The following is a 20,914-nucleotide window of genomic DNA, read 5'->3' on the forward strand; positions in this document are numbered from 1 at the left end:
CCAGTAGTGGCCTCTTTACCCGGTTCGCGCTGCCGCTAAACTGGAGCTGGGCAGTGAATAACGAGGTGCATCATGCGCAAATGGGTAGCTGTATCGCTGGTGGCAGGCAGTGCAATGGCGGCAGAGGCCGCGCCGGACAACTCCTTGAGGCCTGCCGAGCGGCCCGGGGCCGCGAAGCAGGAGAGGCAAGGTGAAAGCTATCAGCTGGCTTCGGCCACAACCTTGAGACCGGTCGCCAGGCCTGTTGCACCTCAGGAGGCCGCGGTGGAACTGGCGGCGGCGGAGCTGAACTTCAAAGGCTGGATCTCGGAATTCAAAGACCGCGCCTTGGCGCAGGGCATCAGCGCCTCTGTGCTGGACAGCGCCTTTGCCGGGGTGCGCTATGATCCTGAAGTGATCCGCCGCGACCGCAACCAATCGGAGTTCACCAAGACGATCTGGGATTACCTCGACAGCGCCGCCTCGGATCTGAGGGTGAAGAACGGCAAGGCGGCGCTGCGCAACCAGCAGGCGCGGCTGGATCAGATCGAGGCCAAATACGGTGTCGAGAAAGAGATCGTGGTCGCGATCTGGGGGCTGGAAAGCAGCTATGGCACCTTCCGCGGCAAGATGGATGTGGTTCGCTCGCTGGCAACCTTGGCCTTTGACGGGCGGCGCGGGGAATTCTTTGAGGGTCAGCTGGTTGCAGCGCTGAAGATCCTGCAGGCAGGCGATGTTGCCGCCCGCAAAATGACCGGCAGCTGGGCCGGGGCAATGGGGCATACCCAGTTTATTCCGACATCATATCTGGACTACGCGGTGGATTTCACCGGCGACGGCAAGCGGGATATCTGGTCGGACAACCCGGCCGATGCACTGGCTTCGACTGCGGCCTACCTAAAGCAGTTCGGCTGGGTGAAAGGCCAGCCCTGGGGAGTGGAAGTGACCCTGCCCAAGGGGTTTGATTACACCCTGGCTGATCGCGACATTGAGAAACCGCCTTCAGACTGGGCGGCGCTCGGCATCAAGGGGCTGGATGGGCGTGCGGTGAAGGATCACGGGCCCGCCTCAATCCTGCTGCCTGCGGGCAGCGAGGGCGCTGCCTTTATGATCTTCCAAAACTTCGCTGTACTGGAACGCTACAACACTGCGGACGCCTATGTGATCGGGGTCGGGCATCTGGCGGACCGGATCAAGGGCGGCGCGCCAATCCAGGGCAGCTGGCCGCGCGGCGACCGGGCGCTGTCCCTGGCAGAGCGCGAAGAGATGCAGCAGCGGCTGACCAGCGCCGGGTTCGATACCGACGGTATCGACGGCAAGATCGGGCCCAAGACCATCGGGGCAGTGCGCGCCTATCAGGTTGCAAACGGGCTGACGCCGGATGGCTATGCCTCGCTGCGGCTGTTGCAGCGGCTGCGGTAGCACCGGCGGAGGGGGCCTGTCCCCTCCTGGGACAAAGACCTTTGGCTCGCCAACTGGCAGCAGTAAAAAAGATGAAGGCCCCGCAATGCGGGGCCTTTTCTGTTCAATGATCCTTGCGGTGATCAGCCGGGAGACATCCCGCGCAGGCGCTCAGAGCGGCGGCGCAGCATTTCGACCGTGGCCAGCAGCATGATGGAGATCGCCACCAGGATCGTCGCCACCGCCAGGATGGTCGGCGAAATCTGCTCGCGCAGGCCAATGAACATCTGCCAGGGCAGCGTTTTTTGCCCGGCCGAGCCGACAAACAGCACCACAACCACTTCGTCGAAGGAAGTGATGAAGGCGAACAGACCGCCCGAGATCACCCCTGGCAGGATCAGCGGCATTTGCACCCGGAAGAAGGTGGTGACCGGATCGGCACCCATGTTGGCCGCGGCGCGGGTCAGCGAACGGTCAAAACCCACCAGCGTCGCCGTCACAGTGATGATCACGAAGGGGATGCCCAGTGCGGCATGCGCCAGAACCACGCCGATGTAGGTCCCCTGCAGGCCGATGCGGCTGTAGAAGAAGTACATGCCGGCCGCGGAGATGATCAGCGGCACGATCATCGGCGAGATCAGGATCGCCATGATCGCCCGGCGGAACGGCACATGCGGCTGGCTGAGGCCGATGGCGGCCAGCGTGCCGAAGGTGACCGAGACGATGGTCGCCATCGGCGCGATCTTGAGCGAGTTCCACATCGCAGACTGCCAGGAGTCATTGTTGAAGAAATCGCGGTAGTGCTTCAGCGAGTAGCCTTCCGGGTCCAGCCGCAGCATTTCCGGCGTGAAGGTGAAGAAGTCCTGCGCGTTGAAGCTGAGAGGGATAATCACCACGATCGGTGCGATCAGGAAGAAGAAGACCAGACCGCAGATCACCCGGAAAGTGTAATGCCAGGTGCGCTGGCCAACGGTCGCATAAGGAGGAAGTGCGCTCATATCGGTTATCCCAGCTTAACGTTGTCGATGCCGACGACCTTGTCGTAGACCCAGTAGAGGAGCAGAACGACCGCCAGAAGGATTGCGCCCAGCGCCGCACCTAGGCCCCAGTTGCCGGAGGTCGAAATGTGGTAGGCAATCAGGTTGGAGATGAAGGTGCCTTTGGTGCCGCCGACCAGGGCCGGAGTGATGTAGTAGCCCACAGCCAGGATGAAGACGAGGATCGAGCCTGCGCCGATGCCCGGCACGGTCTGCGGGAAATAGACCCGCCAGAAGGCTGTCCAGTCAGTTGCGCCCAGCGATTTGGCCGCGCGCAGGTAAGACGGGTTGATGGTCTGCATGACCGAGTACATCGGCAGGATCATGAACGGCAGCAGGATGTGCGTCATCGCGATAATGGTGCCGAGCTCGTTGTTGATCAGAACCAATCGGTTGGCATCATCCACAAGCCCGATCCAGACCAGTGTATCGTTGATCACACCCTGCTGCTGCAGCAGGATCTTCCAAGCGGAGGTCCGCACCAGGAGAGAGGTCCAGAAGGGCAGCAGCACCAGGATCAGCAGCAGGTTCGCCTTGCGTGCCGGCAGGTTGGCCAGGATCCACGCGACAGGGTAGCCCAGCAGGATGCAGCTGAAGGTGATGATCAGGGACATCCGCATGGTGCGGATCAGCATGGTGTTGTAGATCCGCTCGTTCTCGGGCCGGATTTCCGGACCATCTGCGCCAAGCTGCATATCGACGGCGTTCAAAAAGTAGCCGGATGTGACCGTACCCGAGTAGGTCTTGATGGTGCGCCACAGCTCAACGTCACCCCAGCCCTTGTCGATGTCGATCAGCTTTTCACGGAACGGCCCGTCAGTAGCGAGATCCCATTTGCTGACCTTGCGGCCCGATTTGCGGAACACAGAGGACAAGCCCGGGTTTTCATAGTTCAGGCGCTTGGCGACCTTGGTGTGGGTTTTCGCGCGGGCTGCGATCTGGAGATCCGCGGCCATGGCGGCAAACACTGCCTCTTCAGGCAGCTGTCCTGACGCGGGGTCCCAGTCCGCGAGCGCTTCGACCGTTTGGGGCAGCGTGTCCTGGACGATCCGGTTCTCCACCGAGCGGAACAGCATATCAGCCACCGGCAGGATGAAGGTCACAAGGATGAACAGCAGGAGCGGCGCAATCAGCATCAGCGCGCGCAGCTTCTGCATCCGCAGTGCCCGCGCCAGGCTGCGCTTCAGCGGCGTGCCGTCCGCGGCCAGCACCGGGCCGGATTGGCTAATGTCAGTCATAGGGTTCCCCGTCGGGTCTTTATTTTTTTGGGCAGGGGGCCTGGACGCAGCAGGCCCCCTGCAATCTTGGAAGGGTCAGATTACTTGGCCAGCCATGCCTGGAACTTGGCGTCCAGATCATCGCGGTTGTCTGCCCACCATTCGTAGTCATAGACATGCACGTTGCCGGCGTTGGCCGGATCGGTCGGCATGTGCGGCGCCATTTCGATGCCCAGTTCGGCGTGCTTGCCAACCAGCGGCGCCGAGGAGGCACGGGCCGGGCCATAAGAGATATAGGCGGCCTGGTCTGCCAGACGCTGGGTGTCGGTTGCGAACTTCAGGAAGTCCATCACACGGGCCTTGCGGTCCGCGGGCAGACCCGCCGGAACAACCCAGCCGTCGAGGTCAAAGGACTGCATGTCCCAGAGCATGCCGATCGGCTGGCCCTGTTCGGCGATTGCAGAGAACAGGCGGCCGTTGAAGGTCGAGCCCATCACCACTTCGCCGTCGGCCAGCAGCTGCGGGGTTTCCGCGCCTGCGGTCCACCACACCACCTGGTCCTTGATGGTGTCGAGCTTGGCCAGAGCTTGCGCCACACCTTCGTCGGTGCCCAGCACGTCGTAGATCTCATCCTTGGCCACGCCGTCGCAATAGAGAGCCCACTCCATGTTGTCGATCGGACGCTTCTGCAGCGAGCGCTTGCCCGGGTATTTCTCGGTGTCGAAGATCGCGCAGACCGAATCCGGCTGGTCGATCAGGTCGGTGCGGTAGCCGAAGGTGGTCGAGTAAACGATCTGCGGGACGAAGCAGTCGCTGACGATCAGGTCGCCGAAGTCCTCGGAGGCGGCGGTGCCGTCCGGCGCCGCTGCCAGGTCTTCGTCATGGTTGATCTCTTCCGCCAGGCCTTCGTCGCAAAGACGCATGGAGTCGGAGGCCACAACATCGACCAGGTCCCAGGTCACATTGCCGGCTTCGTTCATGGCACGGATCTTGGCCACGGCTTCAGCCGAGCTTTCGTCCCAAACCACTTTCACATCGGGGTTGGCGGCCAGATAGGGCTCAACATAAGCCTTGTGCTGGCTGGTCTGATAGGCACCGCCCCAGGACACCAGGGTCAGCTCATTGGCCATTTCCTCGGCAAAGGCCGAAGGGGCGCAAAGGGCGGTGGTCATCGCCAGTGCAGACAGTTTGCTGAGTTTCATAGAGAGTCTCTCCTTGTTGAAATTCACAGATGTGAGATTCCCCCCGGTCGTTCTTCTGCCGGGGGTTCGGCGCGCGCGGATCAGGCGTCCAGCGCGCGGCAGTCTTCCGGCAGCCAGCCGATTTCGATCTGCTGACCGGGCTGGAGACGGGTCTGGTCCGGGGCGTTCCGGGTCTTGATGATGAACTCATCATTGCCGGCCACCCGCAGACGGGTGCGGAAGATGTCGCCCATGTAGATGAACTCCAGAACTTCCGCCTTGAGGGTATGCACGCCTTCGCGCAGGCGGCTCTTGTTGTATTCCACCCGTTCCGGACGGATCGACACGCGGGTGCGCTCGCCGGGCTTCGAGACATTGACCGGCTTGCAGTCGATCAGCTCGCCATCGTCCAGCTGCACCAGCGCGATACCGTTGTTGATTTCCTTGACGGTGCCTTCGAGCGTGTTGTTTTCGCCGATGAACTGGGCCACGAAGCTGTTTTCCGGGCTTTCATAAAGCTGGTCCGGCGGCGCGATCTGCTGGATGCGGCCGTCGTCGAACACGGCAACGCGGTCGGACATGGTCAGCGCCTCGGTCTGGTCGTGGGTCACATAGACCACGGTGATCCCCAGACGGTGGGCAAGATGGGTGATCTCGAACTGCATCTTTTCGCGCAGCTGCTTGTCGAGTGCGCCCAGCGGTTCGTCCATCAGAACCAGTTCGGGTTCGAACACCAGCGCGCGGGCCAGTGCGATCCGCTGCTGCTGGCCGCCCGAAAGCTGTGCCGGGCGGCGGCCGCCAAAGGCGCCCATTTCCACCATATCCAGCGCCCGCTTCACCTTTTCCTCGCGCTCGGACTTGCCCATCTTGCGGACTTCCAGCGGGAAGGAGAGGTTTTCCGCAATCGTCATGTGCGGAAACAAGGCGTAGTTCTGGAACACCATGCCGATGCCGCGCTTGTGCGGCGGAATATTGTTAATCGATGTTCCGTCCAGGCGGATATCGCCGTGGGTTGCCGTTTCAAAACCAGCCAGCATCATCAGACAGGTGGTTTTCCCGGACCCGGACGGGCCAAGCATGGTCAGAAACTCGCCCTTGGGCATGGTGAGGTTAAGGTCTTTGACAACGAGATTTTCGCCATCATAGCTCTTTTGGACGCGTTCGAATTCAACGAACGCATCAACGTTTGACGCATCAGCCAAAGCAGGCTCCCCGTAGTTTTGTCATTCCGGCAGATTGGCTCTGCACTTATTCGAAGTTAATCACACCAAAGCTACCAAGCGCTAGATATGAAAAAAATATTCTTTCACCGGTGAGCGTACGAAATTCATACTTCAGTCCCCTCCTGACGGAAAAGAATACCCTAGCGGAACCCTAGTCCTGTTCCGCCCTGGATGATCGGACGCTTTGCGACCCACTTCGGACATTTTGCGCCGCAAACTGCGAAACCTTGGCTGGAAACCGACTCTTTTACCCCCGGAACCGAAGAGAAAAGGCCCGGCAATAATATTGCCGGGCCTTATGAGTCTACCCCTGAATCGGAGCCGGATATGGAATCAAGCGCTGTGCAGCAGATCCTTCGCTTTCAGTTCCGCGTAGCATTCATCCAGCGACTTGACGGCGCGTTCGATCAGCACGTCGATCTGCTCCGGGGTGATCACCAGCGGCGGCGAGATGATCATGCGGTCGCCGACATGGCGCATGACCAGATTGTTGGCAAAGCAGCGCTCTCGGCAAATGTAGCCGACGGTGCCGGCATCAGATGCAAACGCAGCGCGGGTATCCTTGTTCGGGGTCAGCGCAATCGAGCCCATCATGCCGACAATCTTGGCCTCGCCCACCAGAGGGTGATCGGTCAGCGCTTCCCATTTCTGCTTCAGATACGGGGCTGCCACGTCGCGCACGTGGCCCAGGATATTTTCCTCTTCCAGGATGCGCAGGTTTTCCAGCGCCACCGCTGCGGCCACCGGGTGGCCGGAGTAGGTGTAGCCGTGGTTAAACTCGTCGCTTGCGATCACCGAAGCAATCTCATCGCTGACGATAGAGCCGCCGATCGGCGCGTAGCCGGAGCTGAGGCCCTTGGCGATGGTCATGATGTCGGGGCGGATGTTCAGGGTTTCGCTGCCGAACCAGTTGCCGGTGCGCCCGAAACCGCAGATCACCTCATCCGCGATCAGCAGGATTTCATACTTGTCGCAGATCCGCTGGATTTCCGGCCAATAGGTGTCCGGCGCCACGATCACGCCCCCGGCCCCCTGCACCGGCTCTGCGATAAAGGCAGCGACACGGTCTTCACCCAGCTCCAGGATCGCCTCTTCCAGCTCGCGGGCACGCTGCAGGCCGAAATCTTCCGGCGGCATGTCGCCGCCTTCGGCCCACCAGTTCGGCTGATTGATATGGTGGATATCCGGGATCGGCATGCCGCCCTGGGCATGCATGCCGCTCATGCCGCCCAAAGAACCGCTGCCGACAGAGGAGCCGTGATAGGCATTCTTGCGGCTGATGATGACGGATTTCGACGGCTTGCCCTTGAGCGCCCAGTAATGGCGCACCATGCGGATGTTGGTGTCGTTGGCTTCAGAGCCGGAACCGGCAAAGAACACATTGTTCAGGTCGCCCGGCGCCAGCTCTGCGATCTTGGCCGCCAGCGCGATGGCCGGCACATGGGTGGTCTGGAAAAAGGTGTTGTAATAGGGCAGCTCGCGCATCTGGCGGGCGGCCACCTCGGCCAGCTCCTCACGGCCGTAGCCGATGTTGACGCACCACAGACCCGCCATCGCATCAAGGATCTGATGCCCTTCGCTGTCGGTCAGATGCACGCCATCGGCGCGGGTGATAATGCGCGCGCCCTTTTGCGACAGCTCGCCATTGGCAGTGAACGGGTGCATGTGGTGGGCGGCGTCCAGCGCCTGCAGCTCGGCCGTCGGCATGTGGTTGGTGATCACGGTCATGAGACTCGCTCCTGAGAATAACTGATTGGCACCAGAATATGATCAAATTCTCAGGTGTCAATCGAATCAGTTCGCGGCCCGCAGACCCTGAACCACATGCTCCATGCCCTCAAAGACGTCCCGCTCCATCGCCAAGGCGGCCATTTCCGGGTCCTGACGCCGCAACGCGTCGAGGATGTCCTTGTGCCGGTCCGGAAAGCTCTGGGTGCCGAGGCGGCCGCTGACCACCCGCAGCGAGGGGCCGAAGCGCAGCCACAGGCGGTCGGCAATGTCGCTGAGAATGGGCGCTTTGGCATGGGAATAAAGCGCCGTGTGAAAGCTGTAGTTCTGCACCAGATAACCCGCGACATCGCCGGTCGCGATCGCCTTGTCCAGCGCGTTATCAATGGTCACCAGCTCTTCGATATCGGCGGCAGCAATCTGAATCGTGGCCCGGCGCGCAAGCTCACATTCTATTGTTTTTCTTGCGAAAATAAGCTCCTCTAGGTCCTGCGGCCCGAGCAGAGGAACCGACACCCGACGGTTGCCCTGGAACATCAGCGCCCCATCGGAAATCAGCCTGCGGATCGCCTCGCGCACCGGCGTCATGCCGGCTTCCAGCGTCTCGACCAGACCTTGGATTGTCACGGCCTGCCCGGGCACCAGTTCGCCGAACAGAATCTGCGCCCTGAGCTTCTGGTAAACGATCTCATGCGCGGGCAGTTTCGCCGGGCTTTCCTGCGCCGCTGCGGGGGGCGAAGTGGTCTCTGTCACCTGGGGGTTTCCTCCTCGATTTTGGCCAGCTTGCACCATCCTGAGCCAAGTGAAAACATAAAGAGTATTGCCGAACGCGGCAAAACTTGATCAAATCTATTTACAGCCGGACCTGGAAGCCGGCACGCACAGGGAGAATTTCATGACACTGAAAACGATGACCATGACCGCCGTCGTTGCCCTTGGCACGGCAGCCGCCGCCACGGCGGAGGAGGTTCGCGTCTACAACTGGTCGGACTATATCGACGAAGGCCTGCTGGAAAAGTTCGAGAAGGAAACCGGCATCGACCTGATCTATGACGTCTTCGACAGCAACGAGGTTCTGGAAACCAAGATGCTGGCAGGCGGCTCGGGCTATGATGTTGTGGTGCCGACCGGCTCCTTCATGGCGCGCCAGATCCAGGCCGGCGCCTTCCAGAAGCTGGACCCGTCGAAACTGCCGAACAAGGGAAACATGTGGGACGCTATCGAGGAGCGCACCGCGAAGTATGACCCCGGCAATGAATACTCCATCAACTACATGTGGGGCACCACTGGCATCGGCGTGAACGTTGCCAAGGTGAAAGAAGTTTTGGGCGACGACGCCCCAATCGACTCGCTGGGGCTGGTGTTCAACCCGGCCAATATGGAAAAGCTTGCGAGCTGCGGCGTGCATTTCCTGGATGCCCCGGACGAAATGATCCCGGCGGCGCTGAAATACATCGGCGAAGATCCCAACAGCATGGATGCCGATGTCGTTGAAAAGGCAGAACCAGTGCTGCTGGCTGTTCGCCCCTACATCACCAAGTTCCACAGCTCCGAATACATCAACGCCCTGGCCAACGGCGATATCTGCGTGGCCTTCGGCTGGTCCGGCGACATTCTGCAGGCGCGCGACCGTGCGGTCGAAGCAGACAATGGCGTCGAGATCGAATACAACGCGCCCAAGGAAGGCGCGCTGATGTGGTTCGACCAGATGACCATCCCGGTCGATGCCCCGAACCCGGAAGGCGCCCACAAGTTCCTGAACTTCATCATGGATGCGCAGAACATGGCGGCCGCGTCCAACTACGTCTATTACGCCAACGGCAACAAGGCGAGCCAGGAATTCCTGGAAGAGGATGTGATCGGCGATCCGGCAATCTATCCCAACGAAGAAACCGTCCAGAACCTGTACATCAAGGAAGGCTACCCGCCGAAAGTACAGCGCAAGGCCACCCGCATGTGGACCAAGGTCAAATCCGGCACCTGATCAGCCGCTGCCTGACCTGCGGGGCGCATTCGCCGCCCCGCAAATCCTGACGCGCCTGGGTTTCCCTCGCGCGGCCCCCCAATACATCCGCGCGACAATTCGCAGAAGAGGCCCGGCTTGACTGCTTCCGTATTCGAACCTTGGAACGATCCTGAGGCTAAGCCCTTGATCCACTTCCAGAACGTCACCAAACGATATGGTGAGTTCACCGCCATCGACAACCTGACCATCGACATCTACGAGCGGGAATTCTACGCGCTGCTGGGCCCGTCCGGCTGCGGCAAGACCACGCTGATGCGGATGCTGGCCGGGTTCGAGACCCCGACCGAGGGCAAGATTTTCCTGGCCGGGCAGGATATTGCTCCGGTGCCGCCGAACAAGCGGGCCGTGAACATGATGTTCCAGTCCTATGCGCTGTTCCCGCATCTTTCGATCTGGGAAAACATCGCCTTTGGCCTGAAACGCGAAAAGATGCCCAAGCACGACATCAGCGACCGCGTTGATGAGATGCTGCGGCTGACCCGGCTGGAGAAATTCGCCCGCCGCAAGCCGCATCAGATTTCCGGCGGCCAGCGCCAGCGCGTTGCCCTCGCCCGTTCGCTTGCGAAACACCCGAAACTGCTGCTGCTCGATGAACCGCTGGGCGCGCTGGACAAGAAACTGCGCCAGGACACCCAGTTCGAACTGATGGACATTCAGGAGAAGACCGGCACCACCTTTGTGATCGTGACCCACGACCAGGAAGAGGCGATGACCGTCGCTTCCCGCGTGGCGGTGATGGATCACGGCAAGATCATCCAGGTGGCGACGCCGGACCGAATCTATGAAAGCCCGAACTCTGTCTATGTGGCTGATTTTATTGGCGACGTGAACCTGATCGAAGGCACGGCCAAGCTCAACGGCAGCGAAGCCTACGCCATGTCCTGGCACGAGGGCCATGAACCGCTGACCGTCAAGTCACCGACCGCGTTTTCCGACGGGCAGAAGTGCCATCTGGCGATCCGGCCCGAAAAAGTGGCGATCAGCGCCGAAAAGCCGGCCGAGGCGGATAACGCCGTACAGGGCCGCATTCTGGATATCGCCTATCTTGGCAATATCTCCACCTACCATGTGGAACTGCCCACCGGCGCGGTGATCAAGGCGCAGACCGCCAACACCCGCCGCATCGCCCGCCGCGCCTTCACCTGGGAAGACACTGTCTGGCTGTCATGGACCGCCACGGCAGGCGTTCTGCTGGCAGACTGATGCGCCGCTTTGTCCTGATTGCCATCCCCTATGTCTGGCTTCTGGCACTGTTTCTGGTGCCGTTTGCCATCGTTCTGAAAATCTCCCTGTCGGATGCCGCGGTGGCCCGGCCGCCCTATTTCCCGCAGTTCGACTGGGCCGAAGGCATCGCAGCCTTCATCGCAGAGCTAGACTTTGAGAACTTCGTCTGGCTGACCGAAGACGATCTTTACTGGAAGGCCTACCTCAGTTCCCTGAAGATCGCGGTGGTCTCGACCTTCTTCACCCTTCTGGCCGGCTATCCGATTGCCTATGGCATGGCGCGCGCGCCGGAAGAATGGCGCCCGACCTTGATGATGCTGGTGATCCTGCCGTTCTGGACCTCTTTCCTGATCCGCGTTTATGCGTGGATGGGGATCCTGTCGAACGAGGGCTTTCTCAACCAGTTCCTGATGTGGATCGGAGTGATTTCCGAGCCGCTGACCATCCTCAACACCAATTCCGCAGTCTATGTCGGCATCGTCTACACCTACCTGCCGTTCATGATCCTGCCGGTCTATTCGGCACTGGAACGGCTGGACGGCTCTCTGATCGAGGCTGCCGAGGACCTTGGCTGCTCGCGCCTGACGGCCTTTTGGCTGGTAACCGTGCCGCTGTCTAAGAACGGCATTATTGCCGGCAGCTTCCTGGTATTCATCCCGGTGCTCGGTGAATTCGTGATCCCGTCGCTGCTGGGCGGATCCGACACGCTGATGATCGGCAAGGTGCTGTGGGAGGAGTTCTTCTCCAACCGCGACTGGCCGGTGGCATCCGCGGTGGCGGTGGTTCTGCTGCTGCTCCTGGTGATCCCGATCGTGCTGTTCCAGCGCAACCAGCAGAAACAGCAGGAGGCAGAGCAATGAACCGTATGAGCTGGTTTAACGCCGTATCTTTGACCCTCGGCTTTGCCTTCCTATACATCCCGATGGTGATCCTAGTGATCTTCAGCTTCAACGAAAGCAAGCTGGTCACCGTCTGGGCCGGGTTTTCAACCAAGTGGTACGGCGAGCTGCTGCAGAACGAGGCGTTCCTGAATGCCGCCTGGGTGACCATCAAGGTGGCGGTGTTCTCCTCCACGATGGCGACCGTGCTGGGCACTATTGCCGCCTATGTGCTGGTGCGCGGCGGGCGGTTCATGGGGCGGACGCTGTTTTCCGGCATGATCTATGCGCCACTGGTGATGCCCGAGGTGATCACCGGCCTGTCGCTGCTCCTGTTGTTCATCGGCATCGGCCTGGATCGCGGCGTATTCACCATCGTGCTGGCGCATACCACCTTCTCGATGTGCTATGTCTCGGTGGTGGTGTCTTCCCGGCTGGTGACCTTTGACCGCTCGCTGGAGGAGGCTGCGCTGGATCTGGGCTGTTCCGCATCTGAGGCGTTCCGGCTGGTGACCCTACCGATCATTGCGCCCGCGGTGATTTCCGGCTGGCTCCTGGCCTTCACCCTGTCGCTCGATGACCTGGTGATTGCATCCTTCACCTCCGGCCCCTCGGCCACCACCCTACCGATCAAGATCTTCTCGGCCGTGCGCCTGGGTGTCAGCCCCGAAATCAACGCACTGTCGACGATTATGATCTCGATCGTCACCGTGGGCGTCATCACCGCCTCGCTGGTGACCAAGCATCAGGTGGCCCGCCAGAAGCGCGAGGAACAGGCTGCGGTGCGCACCTGATGCGCCGGATCTTTTCCGGCTATGCCTATGGTCCCGGCCCGCGCAGCAATTGCTGGTGGGACGAGACCGTCCCGGCACCGGACTGGCCCGTTCTTGAAGGAGAAGCCATTACCGATGTTGCCATCATCGGCGGCGGTTTCACCGGCGTGTCGGCAGCCCTGCACCTGGCCGGAAGCGGGGTTTCCGTTGCCCTGCTGGAAGCGGAGACACCGGGCTGGGGGGCTTCAGGGCGCAATGGCGGGTTCTGCTGCCTTGGCGGCTCGAAACTCTCCGGCACCGCAATGCGCAGGCTGTTCGGTAGTTCCGCCGCAGACGTTTACGAGGCCAGCGAAGAGGCTGCGGTGCACCTTGTGCATGAACTGCTTTCCTCTCACGGCATAGCGGCCGACACCCACTCCCGCGGGGAGACGCAGCTGGCGCACAGCGAGAAAGCTGCGCGCCGCCTGTCAGCACAGGCCGAGGAACTGCAAAGGGCGGGCGAAGAGGTGGAGTTCCTTGCCCGCCGCCAGTTGGCGGACCACGGTCTGAACGGCAGTTTCCATGCCGCGCTGACCACGCCGGTGGGCTTTGCCTTGAACCCGCGCAAATACCTGTTCGGCCTGGCCGCCGCTGCCGGGAAAGCAGGCGCCAGACTGTTTCAGAACAGTCCGGCGCTATCCATAAAACAGGCGGCCGGCGGTTATAAGATAGAGACTAATAAAGGGATTCTGAGGGCACCCAAGGTTGTCATCGCCACCAATGGCTACTCCTCTGAGGACCTGCCCGAATGGCTGGCGGGACGCTACATGCCCGCACAATCGACGGTCATGGTAACCCACCCCCTGACAGAGGCAGAGCTGCAGGCTCAAGGCTGGTTTTCTCAGCAGATGGCCTATGACACCCGCCACCTGCTGCACTACTTCCGGCTGATGCCGGACAGGCGCTTCCTGTTTGGCATGCGCGGCGGGCTGCTGGCCTCGCCCCGTGCCGAGGCAGGCATCCGGCACAAGCTGCGGCAGGATTTCGAGGCCATGTTCCCGGAGTGGCGGAATGTGGAAACCACCCATTGCTGGTCCGGCATGGTCTGCCTGTCGCGCAATCTGGTGCCCTTCATCGGGCCGGTGCCCGAGAGTCCTGGCATGTTTGCCGGCCTCTGCTATCACGGCAACGGGGTTGCGATGGGCAGCTATGCCGGGCGGATTCTCAGCGACCTGGTGCAGGGGTGCAGGCCAGAGCTGCCCTATTCGCCTGCAGTTCAAAAGATGCCGCGCTTTCCATTCGGCCGCGCCCGCCGGGTGCTGATGCCGCCCGCCTATGCGGTTCTAGGCCTGATGGGCTGAAGCGCCGCGCGTTCCAGTTCATAGCCTTGCCGGTCCTTCTCTCCACCCTGTTCGGCCCGCCACAGGCAATAGGCTGCCATGCGCCAGTGAAACCAGGGTTTCAGCGCTAGCGTCCGGCCTGCAATACGCGGATCGGGATAGGCCCTCAGAAAGCTGTCTTCCTCGGCCTTCGTCAGCGGCGCCCCCCGGTACATCAGCTGCATTGCCGGGGACAGGAACAGAGACAGATCCTCTGCCGGGTCGCCGATCTGCGGGCATTGCCAGTCAATCAGCGTCAGGGTGCCGTCATGCGCCAGCAGGTTTCCCGGCACCGGATCGCCATGGATGAGCACTGGCTGCGGCAGAGGCGGCACCCGGCCCAACGGGCGCAGGGCCGTCAATTGGTCAGGGTTCTTGCAGTTCTTGAGAATACCCAGAGTTTGCGTTTCCAAAGCCGTGCTGCCGTTTATCCCCTGCGGCAGCCCAGGTGGCGGCGACACATCGTGCAACCGCCCCAGGAGCCTTGCCACATGGGCGGTGTCTTCCTGCCAGGGGCTGCCGTTGACATGGGCATAGCTCAGCCAATTCCGGCCTTCGAATGCACCGGTCTGCACCAGCGGCGGCACCATTCCGGTACCGGACAGCGCCGCCAGTATCGCCCCCTCGCGCGCCGGGTCATTGGCGAACAGCGGATTTGCTCCATCTTCGGCGTAAAGCTTGATCACCAGCCCGCCGGCCCGCCAGACGTGGTTTGACCGCCCGCCGGTCAGGCGCCGCGGGGCAGGCACATGCAGCCCCTGTGCAGACAAATGCGCAAAGAAACGGGCTTCGAACTGATCGGGCAGAGGTTGCAGGGCGGTCTCCGGTGTTGGCCGCCCTGTTCTTAGACAGTTTTTCTGTCAGCGCCTACCGCCGGATTACCCTGCAGGTTCACGCAACGCACTGACCGAGGAGGCAAGAACCACCGAGCCGCCCTCGGTAATCAGCCCCACATCTCCGCCCTGCATCCGGGTTTCATTCACCTTGAAATAGATCTCGGCATATTCCTGCAGCAACAGGTCATCGCCCTTCCTGCTTTCTACGACAAAGGAATACTCTCCAGCTTCCAGCGGGTTGCCGTCGTCATCCAGCCCGTTCCACTGATAGGGCTCAGCAGACACCGGCAAGGTGACGCGCTGTACTTCAGTGCCATTTGCATTCTGCACGACCAGTGTCACCGAATCCGCAGCGGCGGCCGGGTTAGGTGCAATGGTGATCTCATTGCTGCCGTCGAAATAGCCGGGCGCCACGCCCCGCGCCTCCATGCCGACCCAGCCCGACAGCGCCGCCATGTTGGCGAGGCCAAGCTGCGACTGCAGCCCCTCCAGCAGGGTATTGCTCTTGGTTTGCTGTTCAACCATCGAGAACTGCGCCAGTTGCGCCGCATATTCGGTCGAATCAAGCGGTTCCAATGGGTCCTGATTCGTGGCCTGCGCGGTCAGCATCTTCACGAAGGTTTCGAAATCGGATGTCAGCCCGGAAGTGCCTTGGGAGGCCGCCGGCTGCGCGAAGGTTTGTGCCGCAGAGCTGCCCGCGGAAGTGACTGCTGTTGTCATGTGTTCAGACCCTCATATCCACACCGGCAGCGCCAAGCCGGAGATTCTGTGTTGCTGGCGCTCCGGCGGCCATTCCACCGGACATTTCCGTCTCACCTCTGCCGCCGGCCTGCGCCGAACCGCCTTGTTCATTTTCACCCTGCTGCCCGCCGCCGGTCTGGCCGCCGCTGAATTCAAAAGAGATATCTTCGTACCCCATGCGGCGGAATTCTTCGGCCAGCTCGTTGATATGGCGCCGCATCAGATCGCCGGTTTCCGGGCGTTCTGTCTGGATGATCATCGTGATGCCTGATTCGCTGGTCACCACCCGCATTTTCACATGCCCCAGCTCCTGCGGGTTCAGGCTCACCTCGACTTTCTGTTCGCCCTTGGCTGCAAAAGCCTCGGCAATCTGCGCCGCGATCATCCGGGGCATTTCCGGCCGGTGCCCAGCCTGCGTGCCAAACGACGCTTCCGCCAGAAGCTGGGTCAGCCCCGGTGATTCACCGGTCATGCCAAGCGCAAGGGACAGGAAATCGGTCTCTGCGGAGGCCTCAGCCATCCCGCCAGCCTGCAACGACTGGATAACCGCCGCAGCCGGAAGCGCCGCTTGCGGTGCTGAGGCGACCTGGGCAGTTCCGGTCCTGATATCTGCGGATGCGGCTTTCGCCACTTCAGCAGCTGCCTCTGAAACATCGTCAAAGACTTTCATGCCAGAAAGGCCCGGCTGCGCTTTCTGATGTGGCGCCGCTGTCACCGGCTGGCCTGCGGCAAGCGCTTGAACTGCGCCTTGCGCGCCAGCCGCAACGGCGCGCGCCACGCCTTCGGGCTGCACCGCGGCCAGTTTCTCAACAGCCTGCGCATTTGGAAAACCTGAAAGTGGCAGGGCTCGGCCAGACCCATCGGAGGCTTGACCCGAAGCAGCGTTGGCGCTGAACGAAGGAGCAGGCCTCAGCGCAGAATCGGCTGGCACAGTATGGCCGCTGCCGCGGCTGCCATTTACGGCAGGCGGTGCCGCTGTGCTTGCTTCCAGCCCCGCCGCTGCCGTGCCGGAAACAATTTTGCGCTCACCGTCTGCCAAAGGTTGGTCCGGCTTGGTTTGCCTTCCGCTCAAAACACTTTGGACTGCCAGGCTGCTAACCTCTCCTGGTGTTGAGCCCTGCTGAGCGGCTGCGGCGACTGCACCGCGCGCATCTTGGCTGCTGCTGCCGGCTGCCGCCGGTTCCCCACGGCCTGGTGCCGCACGGTCTGGCTCTACACGCTCTGGCGCCATACGGTCCGCGGTGCCCGGCGTCTTGCTGCCGGGGTCCGATGCAAGACGCGGAATGTCATCACTGTCAGGCAGGCGGCTTGTCTCATCGATGTTCGCTGCCTTGGTCTCAGACATGTCTTCAGGTTCCAAGCCAACGCCCGCCGCGCCCGGTTCGGTGCCGTTCCCTGCTTCCATGCCGGGTTTTCTGTCAATCTCAATGGCGGCGAAATCAACCGCACCGGGACCTTCTGGCGTTGCGCTTGCGCTCCCGGTTCCCGTCTCTGGGGCGGTGTCGGACTGCTCGCCGGCCGCTGCCGTCTCGCTGCCGGCTCCAGCATTGGCGTCTTCACTGCTGATTTCGGCAGAGGTGCCTTCCTGACCGGCTTCTGCTTTGGGCGTTGCAGATTCGCCGGCTGTTTCAGCAGCTTTTTCAGAAACTTTTTCCGGGACTTCGCCCCGCCCATTTTCTGCAGAAACAAAGGCAGAAAAATCACTGGAACTATTTGATTTTTCTTGCGTCCTCGCGTTGGCCGCCAACGGCTTGCCGCCGCTGGCAGCCTCAATTCCAAGGATCGAATTCATCATCATGGTCATGTTCCGGATATTCTATCTCGACCCGGACACACCTACCCCAAAGCGGTTACGGCAATTTTAACCGGTTCCGGGGCAAATTCAGAAAATCGATGGAATTCGAGTTTCAACCGGAGAACCGGACATGACAGACATATTGCCCATCCAGCTTCAGACTTCCTCTGCGGCCACCCCGGTGCGGCCCGCCAAGAGCGACCCGCTGCGCGAGGCGGCAATTGAACTGGAAGCCACATTTCTTGCTGAAATGCTCAAATCCGCAGGCCTCGGCGAAGCCAGTGAAAGCTTCGGAGGCGGCGCTGGCGAAGAGCAGTTTTCCAGCTTTCTGATCCGCGAGCAAGCAACGCAGATCGCCCGCTCTGGCGGCATTGGCCTGGCCGAATCACTTTATCACGCATTGAAGGAGACCCAAGGTGAGCAACCCTGAACCGCAGCAGCTCATTGATGAGCTCGATAATATTCTCGACCGCGAACGCGTTGCCCTGATGGCAGGCGACCTGAGCAAGCTGGAAGAGCTTCTGGCGAAAAAAGAGAAAGTCATCAGCAAACTGAACTCTGTGACAGAGCTGGAGCGCGAGGCGCTGGAACTGGTGCAGACCAAATTGTCGCGCAACCAGCAGCTTCTCGACAGTGCGATGGAGGGGATCCGGTCCGTCGCTGCCCGGATGGCCGAATTGCGCCGCATCCGCAGGGGCCTGGACGTCTATGACCAGTCCGGGCGCCGGAACCGCTTTGGCACCCGCGGGGCAACCAAACTGGAAAAAAGAGCCTGAGCGCAATTTGGAGAAAATTCTAAAAAACCAAATGCCGCCATTAGCACTCCCTTAGCAACTGATGCGCCAATGTCGCCTTGCACCTGATGAAAGGTGGCGCGGAAGCCGGACGGCGGAACGCACTGTCAGAAAGACGTCACACAGCGCCCCCAGGGGCAAGGAATAATGGGGTCAAAGCGCCCCGCAGCTAAAGGAAAAAGCTATGACCAGCATTCTGACCAACAACGGCGCAATGGTTGCTCTGCAGACTCTGCGTTCGGTGAACAATGACCTGAGCGACACTCAGAACCAGATTTCGACTGGTAAAGAGGTCGGCATGGCCAAGGACAACTCCGCTGTCTGGGCCATCTCCAAGACTATGGAATCCGACATCCAGGCTTATGAAGCCGTGAGCGACGCTCTGAACTTTGGCGAAGCAACCGTTGCCGTAGCATCTTCCGGTGCGGAGCAGATCGTCGAAGCTCTGAAGGACATGAAGGAGCTGATTGTTTCCGCGAATTCGGAAAACGTTGACCACGCCAAGATCCAGAACGACATTGAAAAGAAACAGGAGCAGATTACCGCAATCATTTCTTCTGCAGAATTCAATGGCGCAAACCTTCTGAATGCCACTGTTGACGGCACTGCTTCGTCGCTGACGGTGCTTGGTTCCGTCGACGGCTCGACATCGATCACCGTCGATGCCGTAGACATGGAGAACGATCTTGATTGGACCGCAAGTGTTCTCACTACGATCACCGATGCAACCACTGCAGCCTCTGCGCTCGGTGAAATCGACACCCTTATCGCAGGTGCGATCGACGATGCAGCGGCACTTGGTGCGGACTCCAAGCGCATCACCGACCAGAACGAGTTTGTGTCCAAGCTGACCGACTCGCTGAAGACCGGCGTCAGCGCGATGACCGACACCAACATGGAAGAGGCATCTGCCCGCCTGAAGGCGCTGCAGACCCAGCAGCAGCTGGCCGTGCAGTCGCTGACCATCGCCAACCAGGCGCCGTCGACCCTGCAGCAGCTGTTCCGTTAACAGCCCTTACCGGGGCGCTAAACGCGCCCCGGTCTTCCCTTCTCAGAGAACCTGAAGAATAAAACGTTAGGAAAACACGTGAATGCCCTTCTGAAGGCGAAGAGTGCCTATTCGGCGGCAAAGTCCCCGACCCGGACAGCAAAGAATTTCGAGTATGAAGTGGTCGCCCGCGTTACCCGCCGGCTGATCACGGCTGCGCAGAAAGGCGGCGATGGCTTCAGTGATCTTGCTCAAGCACTGAATGACAACCGCAAGCTTTGGTCCATTTTCACCGCAGATCTCTCGATGGAGGCGAATCCACTGCCGGATGATCTCAAGCGGAATCTCTTCGAACTGGCGGAATTCACGAGACAGCACACCAGCAAAGTGCTTCAGCGCAAGGCCAATGTCCGGCCGCTGGTGGAAATCAATACGGCCATCCTGCGTGGCCTCCGCAGCGGAGCATCCTGAATATGAGCGGACTTGTCCTGAAACTTGCCCCCAAAGAGCGTGTCCTTGTAAATGGCGCGGTGATCGAAAACGGCGACCGCCGAAGCCGCCTGTCCATTGTTACACCGGACGCCAATATCCTGCGCCTTCGTGATGCAATCCATCCGGAAGAAGCGAATACGCCAGTGCGCCGGGTGTGCTACGCCGCCCAGCTGATCCTGTCGGGCGATGCAGACCCTGATGAGGAACGCCTGCCGATGCTGCGCCGGATCGAAGAACTGAGCCAGGTCTTTACCGACCCTGACAGCCGGTCATCCATTGCCGAAGCCACGGACGCCTTGATCAACAACAACCACTACCGCTGCCTGAAGGCGCTGCGCACCTTGCTGCCGCGGGAAGACCGCTTGTTCGCGGTCCGGCCGTCATGAACTTTCAGCCCCTCTTGCCAGCCACAGGTATCGCCGGGTGGAACTTCCTCCAGGCGACCTATGACAAGCAGTTCGACGTTTTCAAAAATGACGCGGTCCTGAAACGCGAAACCGATTATTTCATGGAAAACATCGGGAACGTGAAAACAGCAGAGGACCTCATTGGCGACTCGCGGCTGCTGAATGTTGCCCTTGGCGCATTCGGGCTGGAAGAGGACAGCTACAAGAAAGCCTTCCTGGAACGGATTTTTCAGGAAGGCACCGAGGCCGACGACGCGCTGGCCAACCGGATGGGGGATGACCGCTATGTCCAGCTGAGCGAGGCTTTCGGGTTTGGCCCGGGGCAATCGCTCAAAACCGGCGATCTGAAGGCGATGTTTGACCTGGTTCACACCAATCAGGTGCAATCCTTCGAGGCCGCTGTTGGTGAACAGGACAACTCTATGCGCGTGGCCATGTTTGGCGAACGCGAAGTCCTGAACCTTGCCGAAGATGGAACCGCTGTGAACACCAAGTGGTTCAATGTCATGGGCCAGCAGGCACTGCGGGAGCTGTTCGAAACCGCCCTGGGCTTGCCAACCAGCCTGGCACAGATCGATCTGGACCAGCAGCTGGAAGTCTTCAAAGACAAGTCAAAACAAGTGTTCGGCTCTGATGATCTCGCAGTTTTCTCTGATCCGGAAAAAATGGAAAAGCTGATCAACACTTACCTGGTGCGGTCAGAAATTGCCGATTTCCAGGCAAGCGTTTCTTCCGGCTCAACCGCATTGATGCTGCTGACCAGCTGAACAAGCGGGCCAGATAACACGGAAAACTCAAGAAGGGTGCCACCAGTTCAGTCTGGCTGCACCCTTTTC

The 20,914-nt window shown here is 60.6% G+C and carries 20 protein-coding genes and 1 pseudogene; 12 read left to right on the plus strand and 9 right to left on the minus strand.

The features are described from left to right. Positions 1 to 72: 72 nt before the first annotated feature. A complete protein-coding gene (locus tag LHL23_RS11415) occupies positions 73 to 1,401 on the plus strand; it encodes a lytic murein transglycosylase (protein WP_226429949.1) in 1,329 nt (442 codons plus the stop codon). A 122-nt stretch (positions 1,402 to 1,523) separates the two neighbouring features. On the opposite strand, the pseudogene LHL23_RS11420 reads toward LHL23_RS11415, so the two are convergent. From LHL23_RS11420 to LHL23_RS11445, 6 genes and pseudogenes are all read right to left on the minus strand, one after another. After that, positions 1,524 to 2,369, minus strand: a pseudogene (locus LHL23_RS11420) (ABC transporter permease); the annotation flags it as partial. 14 nt (positions 2,370 to 2,383) lie between these two features. Next, positions 2,384 to 3,655: an ABC transporter permease gene (locus LHL23_RS11425; protein ID WP_226429950.1), complete on the minus strand. Its 1,272-nt coding sequence runs from the start codon at positions 3,653 to 3,655 to the stop codon at positions 2,384 to 2,386. An 80-nt stretch (positions 3,656 to 3,735) separates the two neighbouring features. Next, on the minus strand, positions 3,736 to 4,836 hold the full coding sequence (locus LHL23_RS11430) for an extracellular solute-binding protein (RefSeq protein ID WP_222477107.1): 1,101 nt from the start codon (positions 4,834 to 4,836) through the stop codon (positions 3,736 to 3,738). A gap of 80 nt (positions 4,837 to 4,916) precedes the next feature. Then, a complete protein-coding gene (locus LHL23_RS11435; RefSeq protein ID WP_222477105.1) occupies positions 4,917 to 6,017 on the minus strand; it encodes an ABC transporter ATP-binding protein in 1,101 nt (366 codons plus the stop codon). A 354-nt stretch (positions 6,018 to 6,371) separates the two neighbouring features. Beyond that, on the minus strand, positions 6,372 to 7,766 hold the full coding sequence (locus LHL23_RS11440; protein WP_226429951.1) for an aspartate aminotransferase family protein: 1,395 nt from the start codon (positions 7,764 to 7,766) through the stop codon (positions 6,372 to 6,374). A 66-nt stretch (positions 7,767 to 7,832) separates the two neighbouring features. Further along, complete coding sequence (locus LHL23_RS11445) at positions 7,833 to 8,519, minus strand: GntR family transcriptional regulator (RefSeq protein ID WP_226429952.1); 687 nt, start codon at positions 8,517 to 8,519, stop codon at positions 7,833 to 7,835. A 142-nt stretch (positions 8,520 to 8,661) separates the two neighbouring features. Here LHL23_RS11445 and LHL23_RS11450 point away from each other — a divergent pair, with 142 nt between their 5' ends. From LHL23_RS11450 to LHL23_RS11470, 5 genes are all read left to right on the plus strand, one after another. Beyond that, a complete protein-coding gene (locus tag LHL23_RS11450; protein ID WP_226429953.1) occupies positions 8,662 to 9,750 on the plus strand; it encodes a polyamine ABC transporter substrate-binding protein in 1,089 nt (362 codons plus the stop codon). Between the two features lie 117 nt (positions 9,751 to 9,867). Next, positions 9,868 to 10,995: an ABC transporter ATP-binding protein gene (locus LHL23_RS11455; protein ID WP_039193213.1), complete on the plus strand. Its 1,128-nt coding sequence runs from the start codon at positions 9,868 to 9,870 to the stop codon at positions 10,993 to 10,995. Next, a complete protein-coding gene (locus LHL23_RS11460) occupies positions 10,995 to 11,876 on the plus strand; it encodes an ABC transporter permease subunit (RefSeq protein ID WP_226429954.1) in 882 nt (293 codons plus the stop codon). The genes LHL23_RS11455 and LHL23_RS11460 overlap by 1 nt, the downstream gene beginning before the upstream one ends. Further along, entirely contained in the window at positions 11,873 to 12,688 is an 816-nt protein-coding gene (locus LHL23_RS11465; protein ID WP_222477088.1) for an ABC transporter permease, read from the plus strand. Before LHL23_RS11460 ends, LHL23_RS11465 begins: the two co-directional genes overlap by 4 nt. Beyond that, on the plus strand, positions 12,688 to 14,007 hold the full coding sequence (locus LHL23_RS11470; protein ID WP_226429955.1) for an NAD(P)/FAD-dependent oxidoreductase: 1,320 nt from the start codon (positions 12,688 to 12,690) through the stop codon (positions 14,005 to 14,007). The genes LHL23_RS11465 and LHL23_RS11470 overlap by 1 nt, the downstream gene beginning before the upstream one ends. Here the strand turns inward: LHL23_RS11470 and LHL23_RS11475 are convergent. The 3 genes from LHL23_RS11475 to LHL23_RS11485 form a co-directional block, all read right to left on the minus strand. Continuing rightward, entirely contained in the window at positions 13,980 to 14,774 is a 795-nt protein-coding gene (locus LHL23_RS11475; RefSeq protein WP_226429956.1) for a phosphotransferase, read from the minus strand. The genes LHL23_RS11470 and LHL23_RS11475 overlap by 28 nt on opposite strands. 129 nt (positions 14,775 to 14,903) lie before the next feature. Then, positions 14,904 to 15,581, minus strand: a complete 678-nt coding sequence (locus LHL23_RS11480) for a FlgD immunoglobulin-like domain containing protein (protein WP_226429957.1) — start codon at positions 15,579 to 15,581, stop codon at positions 14,904 to 14,906. Between the two features lie 4 nt (positions 15,582 to 15,585). Further along, positions 15,586 to 17,406, minus strand: a complete 1,821-nt coding sequence (locus LHL23_RS11485) for a flagellar hook-length control protein FliK (protein WP_226429958.1) — start codon at positions 17,404 to 17,406, stop codon at positions 15,586 to 15,588. 121 nt (positions 17,407 to 17,527) lie between these two features. On the opposite strand from LHL23_RS11485, the gene LHL23_RS11490 reads away from it, so the two are divergent. The 6 genes from LHL23_RS11490 to LHL23_RS11515 all read left to right on the plus strand — a co-directional run bounded on the left by LHL23_RS11490 (position 17,528) and on the right by LHL23_RS11515 (position 20,845). After that, positions 17,528 to 17,827 carry a rod-binding protein gene (locus tag LHL23_RS11490; protein ID WP_222477079.1) on the plus strand — a complete coding sequence of 100 codons (300 nt, stop codon included), beginning with the start codon at positions 17,528 to 17,530 and terminating at the stop codon, positions 17,825 to 17,827. After that, positions 17,814 to 18,173 (plus strand): flagellar biosynthesis protein FlgN, encoded by a 360-nt coding sequence (locus tag LHL23_RS11495; RefSeq protein ID WP_222477077.1) that lies wholly within the window; start codon positions 17,814 to 17,816, stop codon positions 18,171 to 18,173. The genes LHL23_RS11490 and LHL23_RS11495 overlap by 14 nt, the downstream gene beginning before the upstream one ends. A 202-nt stretch (positions 18,174 to 18,375) precedes the next feature. Beyond that, the gene (locus tag LHL23_RS11500; RefSeq protein WP_222477076.1) at positions 18,376 to 19,200 is read left to right on the plus strand and encodes a flagellin N-terminal helical domain-containing protein; all 825 of its coding nucleotides are present in this window, start codon (positions 18,376 to 18,378) and stop codon (positions 19,198 to 19,200) included. Between the two features lie 78 nt (positions 19,201 to 19,278). After that, on the plus strand, positions 19,279 to 19,650 hold the full coding sequence (gene flaF, locus LHL23_RS11505) for a flagellar biosynthesis regulator FlaF (protein WP_222477075.1): 372 nt from the start codon (positions 19,279 to 19,281) through the stop codon (positions 19,648 to 19,650). A gap of 2 nt (positions 19,651 to 19,652) precedes the next feature. Continuing rightward, positions 19,653 to 20,057: a flagellar biosynthesis repressor FlbT gene (gene flbT / locus LHL23_RS11510; protein ID WP_222477074.1), complete on the plus strand. Its 405-nt coding sequence runs from the start codon at positions 19,653 to 19,655 to the stop codon at positions 20,055 to 20,057. Continuing rightward, a complete protein-coding gene (locus tag LHL23_RS11515) occupies positions 20,054 to 20,845 on the plus strand; it encodes a DUF1217 domain-containing protein (RefSeq protein WP_222477072.1) in 792 nt (263 codons plus the stop codon). Before flbT ends, LHL23_RS11515 begins: the two co-directional genes overlap by 4 nt. Positions 20,846 to 20,914 lie beyond the last annotated feature (69 nt).

Origin of the sequence: Leisingera sp. McT4-56 (genome assembly GCF_020514995.1) — a bacterium.
In the GTDB taxonomy this organism is placed as follows: Bacteria; Pseudomonadota; Alphaproteobacteria; order Rhodobacterales; family Rhodobacteraceae; genus Leisingera; species Leisingera aquaemixtae_A.

Bases quoted from the DNA above. Each gene is read 5' to 3' on its own strand.
- LHL23_RS11430 (WP_222477107.1), bottom strand. From the start codon at position 4,836: ATGAAACTCAGCAAACTGTCTGCACTGGCGATGACCACCGCCCTTTGC.
- LHL23_RS11490 (WP_222477079.1), top strand. From the start codon at position 17,528: ATGACAGACATATTGCCCATCCAGCTTCAGACTTCCTCTGCGGCCACC.
- LHL23_RS11450 (WP_226429953.1), top strand. From the start codon at position 8,662: ATGACACTGAAAACGATGACCATGACCGCCGTCGTTGCCCTTGGCACG.
- LHL23_RS11470 (WP_226429955.1), top strand. From the start codon at position 12,688: ATGCGCCGGATCTTTTCCGGCTATGCCTATGGTCCCGGCCCGCGCAGC.
- LHL23_RS11460 (WP_226429954.1), top strand. From the start codon at position 10,995: ATGCGCCGCTTTGTCCTGATTGCCATCCCCTATGTCTGGCTTCTGGCA.
- LHL23_RS11425 (WP_226429950.1), bottom strand. From the start codon at position 3,655: ATGACTGACATTAGCCAATCCGGCCCGGTGCTGGCCGCGGACGGCACG.
- LHL23_RS11500 (WP_222477076.1), top strand. From the start codon at position 18,376: ATGACCAGCATTCTGACCAACAACGGCGCAATGGTTGCTCTGCAGACT.
- LHL23_RS11480 (WP_226429957.1), bottom strand. From the start codon at position 15,581: ATGACAACAGCAGTCACTTCCGCGGGCAGCTCTGCGGCACAAACCTTC.
- LHL23_RS11485 (WP_226429958.1), bottom strand. From the start codon at position 17,406: ATGACCATGATGATGAATTCGATCCTTGGAATTGAGGCTGCCAGCGGC.
- LHL23_RS11465 (WP_222477088.1), top strand. From the start codon at position 11,873: ATGAACCGTATGAGCTGGTTTAACGCCGTATCTTTGACCCTCGGCTTT.
- LHL23_RS11415 (WP_226429949.1), top strand. From the start codon at position 73: ATGCGCAAATGGGTAGCTGTATCGCTGGTGGCAGGCAGTGCAATGGCG.
- LHL23_RS11440 (WP_226429951.1), bottom strand. From the start codon at position 7,766: ATGACCGTGATCACCAACCACATGCCGACGGCCGAGCTGCAGGCGCTG.
- flbT (WP_222477074.1), top strand. From the start codon at position 19,653: ATGAGCGGACTTGTCCTGAAACTTGCCCCCAAAGAGCGTGTCCTTGTA.
- LHL23_RS11515 (WP_222477072.1), top strand. From the start codon at position 20,054: ATGAACTTTCAGCCCCTCTTGCCAGCCACAGGTATCGCCGGGTGGAAC.